Source organism: Bradyrhizobium sp., assembly GCF_049586575.1.
Taxonomy (GTDB): domain Bacteria; phylum Pseudomonadota; class Alphaproteobacteria; order Rhizobiales; family Xanthobacteraceae; genus Bradyrhizobium.
The window spans coordinates 1-6,193 of record NZ_JBAVCF010000631.1; the positions used below are offsets into that span (position 1 = coordinate 1).

Sequence of the window (6,193 nt, forward strand, 5' to 3'; positions counted from 1 at the left end):
TTCCAATCCACCCGTTTGATCGCGGCAAGGCCCGTTGATTTGAAGTGCGCTGGGCGGCATGGCACAATACCGCTCTGGCTGCTGGGAGTGGTTTCGAAATGACTTTGAAGCTCGTGATTGGCAACAAGAATTACTCGTCGTGGTCGATGCGGCCATGGCTCGCGCTTCGCGCCAACAACATCCCGTTCGAGGAAGTCTTTGTTTCGCTCTATAGCGGGGAGGCCGACAAGCGGCGGATTCTTGATTTCAGCGGCGCCGGCAAGGTGCCGATTCTCGTCGATGGCAATGTGACCGTCTGGGATTCGCTCGCGATCATCGAATACGTCGCCGAGCGCTTTCCGGAAAAGCGGCTGTGGCCCGAACATCCCGCCCATCGAGCGCACGCGCGCTCGGTTTGCGCCGAGATGCATTCCGGCTTTGCGGCACTTCGCAACGAGTGCGGCATGAACCTGCATCGGCCTGTTGGCGCGATCGAGCTGTCTGCCGACGCTCGCGCCAACGTCGCCCGGGTTGAGGGGATCTGGCGTGGGTGCCGCGAACGCCATGGGCAGTCCGGACCGTTTCTGTTCGGAGCGTTTGGCGCAGCAGATGCGATGTTTGCCCCGGTGGTGCATCGCTTCCGCACCTATGCCGTTGCGGTGACCGAAGAGACACAGCACTACATGGATACGATGATCGCGCTGCCGTCATTTGCGGAATGGACGAGGGCCGCTCTCGCAGAGACGATCATCATCGAAAAATTCGAGACGGCCTGAATCGAATTGGTGTGTCGGTTCCCTGCCATTTTTTCCCGAATCGCGTGGAACCCGCTGCGTTCACTTTCGTACTTTTCATGAAACCGATTGCGCCTGCGGACGTTACAGCGGCGTGTAGTTTTATTGGGGGTGCGCGATGGTCGGAAGAGGGTATCTGTCGCGTCAGGCGCGGGCGCTTTTGAGTTTCGCTCGCGCAACAGGGAACCCCGAATTGGCGGCGCTGCTGGTGGAGAAGGCCAGCAATCTTAAATCGCAGGCCGACGAAATCATGTCGTCTGGTGATATCAGCCCAAAAGCGCCGGACGTAGAAACGGCCCCGCCGTATTCCCAACGCGGCTGACCGGCAATTGCCGCGTCGCTCGAATGTCATGCATTTGTGATTGGTCGCTCAGGTCGGCTGCACGAGGTCGAAACCGCTCTATCAGCGGGATTCGACGCTTGACCGTGCCAGCTAAAGCGGTCTGAATCCGCGTATCGGCTTCGCCCTCCAGCCCAAAAGGGGTTCGACCATGGGAATTCTTGATTCATTGGAAAATTCACCCGCTTTCAAAGGCGCGCTCGGTCAGTTGGAGGGCGCTGTCCTGCCGGCTGTTCTGAGCGAGGTTTTGGGCAGCGGCAGTCAGGGCGGGTTGTCGGCCATCGTTGCCAAATTGCAGCAGGCGGGTCTCGGCGATCAGGTGAAATCCTGGATCGGTAACGGGCAGAACCTGCCAATCACGGCGGAGCAGTTGCAGCAAGTTCTCGGTAGCGACACGGTTAGGCAACTGGCCGCCCGGTACAATATTCCGGTCGATCAGATCACCCAGATCCTGGCGCAGCAACTTCCGAAGGCGGTCGATCAGGCGAGCCCCGATGGAAAGCTGCCGCACACCGCCTGATTTCGAAGTTCGTCTTGTTGGCCGCCGGGCATGCTATGCTCGGCGGTATTATTTGACCGCCAAAAGGCCGAGTTTTAGTGCGCCGCAGTCAGGGTAGCTTCAGGTCATCAATGGCTGGCACTCGGCCATTTATCTCACTGAAAAGCCTGCAAAATCATCGCATTTGCCATGTTCGGATCGCGCTGGCCAAAAAGTCGGCCCGCATGCTATACAGCGACGTTTTCAGTTGGCCGACGCAAGCGGGACCGTAGGCGAGAGCTGACGTTTTGCGTGATGGAGAGGGCGTTGAAGCATAAATATAACGTTGGAGAGAGCGTCTATTTTACCGCCAGCAACGTGGCGCGTCCGGCCGCGAGCGGAACCTATGAGGTGATCCGCCTGCTTCCGACCGACGGGGACGACTGCCAGTACCGGATCAAGAGCTCCACCGAAGCGTTCGAACGTGTGGCCAAGGAAAGTCAGCTCGCACTTTCTTGATATGATGCACCACGGGTGAAACTGACTTCTGTTTCAGCCGCCGTCAAAAGGCCCGGTTCGCGGCAACAAGCTTGCGACAAGCGATTTGCAAAAACGCATCATGGGTGCCTGACGTTCGTCATACGGACTTCCGAACCAAAGCCGCGCTGAACTTGCCGCCGGTGTCTTTGGGCTCCGAAGCTTGCAGATACGGCGGTAGTGGAATGGATTTGACATTCGCCGTGCCGCTGCCAAGTTCGCGGGGCGAATGTCAAATCCAAAACTCGACAAGAGGCCTATATTTGCTCGTGGTCCTTTGATTCTAACATTTGCAAAAGTGCCTGCCACATCGGGTTGCAAATGGTAAGGTCGGACCACTAGAGGACATCGCGCATGAATTGGGCCTGGGCGAGCACGCTCGATCAGTTGTGGCGTTCCCCCGCATTCCCGATGTGGCTGACATTGGCCGCTGCGGGATTTTTCGCCGTGATAGCGATCATTACGCTGTTGCGTGCCGAGAAATCAGTCGCCAACGGCGCACTGACGGTGATCACGCTGTTGGCGGTTGCGGTTGCTCTGGCCGCGACCACCCGCGGTTTTGGTTCAGGCAGTTCGGTCGCGACCGACGACAGAGGACCTTCTTCAGTGACGGCCAGCCTGCCGGCGCTTGCTTGCGTTGACGATCTGGCCGGAGATCTGGTTCTGGCCGCCTGCGAAAAGGCCGTGTTCGGTACTCCCGAAGCAACTGCGGCTGCGCTTTCCTACGCGGCCCGGCAAATCAGCCGCCTGACCGGTTTTGGCGACGTGGCAGCCGCCAACAAGAACATGACGCCCGAGCTCGAGGCACTGCGCCGCGCGGTGGAGCACGACCGGTATGGGCTGATGGCCGAGGTACTGGTCGTTCGCGAGCATTGTACGCCGACGGCTTGCGCGGCGTTCAGATCGCTGACGGACAGCCGCCAGATCTCGTCCAATATCAGCGAGCGGACCTATGACGGCCTGATCGGGCGTTATTCGCTCGCCTGGAACGCGCCGCCGCCGTCGGTCCCGCCGGTTGCGGCGCTCATCCCGGGCATGCCGACGGGCAAGCCGACCAACGCGGAATTTCCAAGCGCCGCTTCGACGCCGCCTGTGAGCATCATGACTGCAGAGCCCGCGACCACATCGGCGGCGCATTCGCCTACGGCTTCGGCGGCCACGCCGACGCCATCCCCGCGGCCAGCACCACCGCCGACGCTGGCCGCAGTCAAGAAACAGTCAGCGCCAAAGCCGCCGCGGACGCCGGCCCCGGCCACATCTCTCAAGCCGCCGGCGGCCGCTTCCACCGATTGACCCCCGCTAGTGTTCCATTTCCGGCATTCGCATCGGCTTGACGAACCCGTGGTCGAGCAAGTAGCGAATGACAAATCCACTCCTCCACTAGCATTTCGGCTATCAATCAAAATGCCGCTTCATCTGGTCAAGCTTTGCGTCGGTTGCGAATCCATCAAGGAACTCAGAGGGTGGGTTGCCGAGCGCATGAAGGCTGCCAAGAAGAAAGGCCAGCCCGCCCATCATATTCACATCACGCGGATGATGCCCAAGCGCGTCGAAGCGCTGCTCGCCGGCGGCTCGCTTTATTGGGTCATCCGTGGCGAAATCGCCGCGCGTGAAAAGCTAATCGCAATCGAACCTTTTCGCGATCGGGACGGCATCGGCCGCTGCCGCCTGGTGATGCAGCCGAAGGTGATCGCGGTGTCCCCACGTCCGATGCGGGCCTTCCAGGGATGGCGGTATTTCGAGGCAACCTCGGCACCGCCCGATCTGACGAAGTCGGCGGCGTCAAGCGTTGCCGCCATGCCCGAGCCGATGCGCCGTGAGCTCCGCGACCTCGGTTTGCTCTAGGTTCCAGCTTTCACACCGCGATATTGTCGATTAGCCGTGTCGTGCCGATTCTGGCGGCGACCAGAATGCGCAATGGTCCATCCTTTATTGATGTGACCTGTGCCAGCGTTTCGGCGTGCCTTGTTTCGAAATAGTCCACGGAAAAGCCGGCCGCGGCGATCGTCGCAATGGCGGCGGTCTGCGCAGAATGGACCTCTTCGCCGGCGCGCAGGCGCCGCGACGTTTCTTTCATGGCCTGGAACAGAACCGGCGCGGCGCGGCGCTCTTCCGCTGAAAGGTAGACATTGCGCGAGGACATCGCGAGCCCGTCGCGCTCGCGCACTGTTTTAGAGCCGATCACCTTGACGCCAAGGTCAAGGTCGGCCGCCATGCGCGCCACCACCAGCAACTGCTGGAAATCCTTTTCGCCGAAGATGGCGGCATCGGGTCGGCATTGCGTAAACAACTTGCCGACCACGGTGGCGACGCCACCGAAGAAGTGCGGCCGGAAGCGGTCCTCAAGTCCGACGATGGCGGGGCCGTCCGTAATAATACGGCTCGCGAAACCTTCCGGATACATTGTTTTGACGTCGGGATTCCAGATCAGATCGACGCCTTCGGCCGTCAGTTTCGCGAGATCGGCTTTCCAGGTTCTCGGGTAGGATCCGAAATCCTCCGTCGGGGCAAACTGGGTGGGGTTGACGAAGATCGACACGACGACCTTGCGGGCGCGCTGCTTTGCCAACCGGACCAGCGACACATGGCCGTCGTGGAGCGCGCCCATCGTTGGCACCAGCGCGATCGTGGCTTTTCTCGCACGAAGACCATCCAGCGCGCGGCGCAGCGCAGGGATTGTACGGGCGATCATGGGGCGGCGTGACGGCATCGGGTCTCAATCTGTTGGGAGTCGGGGGCGTCGGAGGTCGTGGCGCGGCAGAGCGGGTGCGTCGGACTCTATCAAGCTCCGTGCCGTGCCGCCAAGCGCGGCAAACACCCACCGGGCGTTCTCGACGGTCGGAGTTTTTCGAGAAACGATTGTCTCGCGCAGACAGGACGCGAGCGATTCACCATCGCAGCAGGCTCGGTAGCGATTTGCGATGAGGTTTGCGCATTTAACTTGACCGCGCTCGCGCGTAATTTGATGATGACCAACGGGGGATCAAATGCATGTTGCTGCAGACTAGTCAGGGTCAGTCCGGCTCGGCGCATGTCGTTGTATTGGGCAACGAAAAAGGTGGTTCCGGAAAGTCCACCACGGCCCTGCATATCGCCGTCGCCTTGCTGAAGGCCGGCCAGCGAGTCGCCACCATCGACCTCGATTGCCGCCAGCAAAGCTTCACCCGCTACATCACCAACCGCCGCGCATGGGCGGCCCGAACCGGTCTCGACCTTGAAATTCCGGTGCATCGTTGCATCAAGCTCGGCCAGACCATGCAAATCGCCGAAAACGAGACGACCGAATTCGAACAGTTCGAGGAATCGGTAAGGGCGGTCGAACACAGCTTCGATTTCATCGTGATCGATACGCCGGGTTCCGACAGTTACCTGATGCGGCTGGCCCATTCGATGGCCGATACGTTGGTCACGCCGATCAACGACAGTTTTCTCGATTTCGACGTCCTTGGAACCGTCGACCCCGAAACCTATTCGGTCACCGGCGAAAGCCACTATGCGGAAATGGTGCGCGACACCAGGCGCAAGCGCCGCCAGATCGATGGCGCCAGCACCGACTGGATCGTGGTTCGCAACCGCCTGTCGATGCTCGGCTCGCGCAACAAGCAGCTCGTTGCCGACGGGCTCAACGAGTTGTCGTTGCGGCTCGGCTTTCGTTCGGTGGACGGCTTCGCCGAGCGCGTGGTGTATCGGGAGTTTTTCCCGCGCGGTCTGACCGCACTTGACGATCTCGACGAGGCGACGCTGGGCACCCGCCCGAATCTGGGACACGTGACGGCGCGAGAAGAGGTCACGAGCCTGTTGCGCCAGCTCAAACTGCCGCTGGACGAGCGCGGCCGCCGGCGCGCCGCCAACCGCGCCGAGTGGTTCACCCAGGTCGACAAACCGCTGGAACTTCACGACATCATCGGCGCCTGAGGCTTTACGGTCCCGCGGCCAGCGTTCCGCCGTTTGCGGGCTTGACGCTCCCGGCCAAATTCGGCCCGCAAGGCGTGCCGGCCCGCTCATCGCCTGTTTAATGCCTTGTTTTACCGGGCTTTTACCCAGGATCTGAACGTACCTTTGATC

Annotated in this window: 8 protein-coding genes; 7 read left to right on the plus strand and 1 reads right to left on the minus strand. The window is 60.8% G+C overall.

Translation table 11 applies throughout. The features are described from left to right. Positions 1-98 precede the first annotated feature (98 nt). The 6 genes from WB528_RS23370 to WB528_RS23395 all read left to right on the plus strand — a co-directional run bounded on the left by WB528_RS23370 (position 99) and on the right by WB528_RS23395 (position 3,973). Positions 99-755, plus strand: coding sequence for a glutathione S-transferase family protein (locus tag WB528_RS23370; RefSeq protein ID WP_423891138.1), 657 nt, complete (start codon positions 99-101; stop codon positions 753-755). Between the two features lie 211 nt (positions 756-966). After that, the gene (locus tag WB528_RS23375) at positions 967-1,095 is read left to right on the plus strand and encodes a hypothetical protein (protein WP_423891140.1); all 129 of its coding nucleotides are present in this window, start codon (positions 967-969) and stop codon (positions 1,093-1,095) included. A 169-nt stretch (positions 1,096-1,264) separates the two neighbouring features. Continuing rightward, entirely contained in the window at positions 1,265-1,633 is a 369-nt protein-coding gene (locus tag WB528_RS23380; protein WP_422255720.1) for a YidB family protein, read from the plus strand. Between the two features lie 273 nt (positions 1,634-1,906). After that, positions 1,907-2,110 (plus strand): hypothetical protein, encoded by a 204-nt coding sequence (locus WB528_RS23385; protein ID WP_423891142.1) that lies wholly within the window; start codon positions 1,907-1,909, stop codon positions 2,108-2,110. A gap of 372 nt (positions 2,111-2,482) precedes the next feature. Beyond that, positions 2,483-3,421, plus strand: coding sequence for a hypothetical protein (locus WB528_RS23390; RefSeq protein ID WP_423891144.1), 939 nt, complete (start codon positions 2,483-2,485; stop codon positions 3,419-3,421). Positions 3,422-3,532: 111 nt separating this feature from the next. Then, a complete protein-coding gene (locus WB528_RS23395) occupies positions 3,533-3,973 on the plus strand; it encodes a DUF1489 family protein (RefSeq protein ID WP_423891147.1) in 441 nt (146 codons plus the stop codon). 10 nt (positions 3,974-3,983) lie between these two features. Here the strand turns inward: WB528_RS23395 and panC are convergent, their stop codons facing one another. After that, positions 3,984-4,838 (minus strand): pantoate--beta-alanine ligase, encoded by an 855-nt coding sequence (gene panC / locus WB528_RS23400; RefSeq protein WP_423891148.1) that lies wholly within the window; start codon positions 4,836-4,838, stop codon positions 3,984-3,986. 281 nt (positions 4,839-5,119) lie between these two features. Between panC and WB528_RS23405 the strand changes: the two genes are divergently transcribed. After that, positions 5,120-6,043, plus strand: coding sequence for a division plane positioning ATPase MipZ (locus WB528_RS23405; RefSeq protein ID WP_423891149.1), 924 nt, complete (start codon positions 5,120-5,122; stop codon positions 6,041-6,043). The last annotated feature ends 150 nt before the right edge of the window (positions 6,044-6,193 follow it).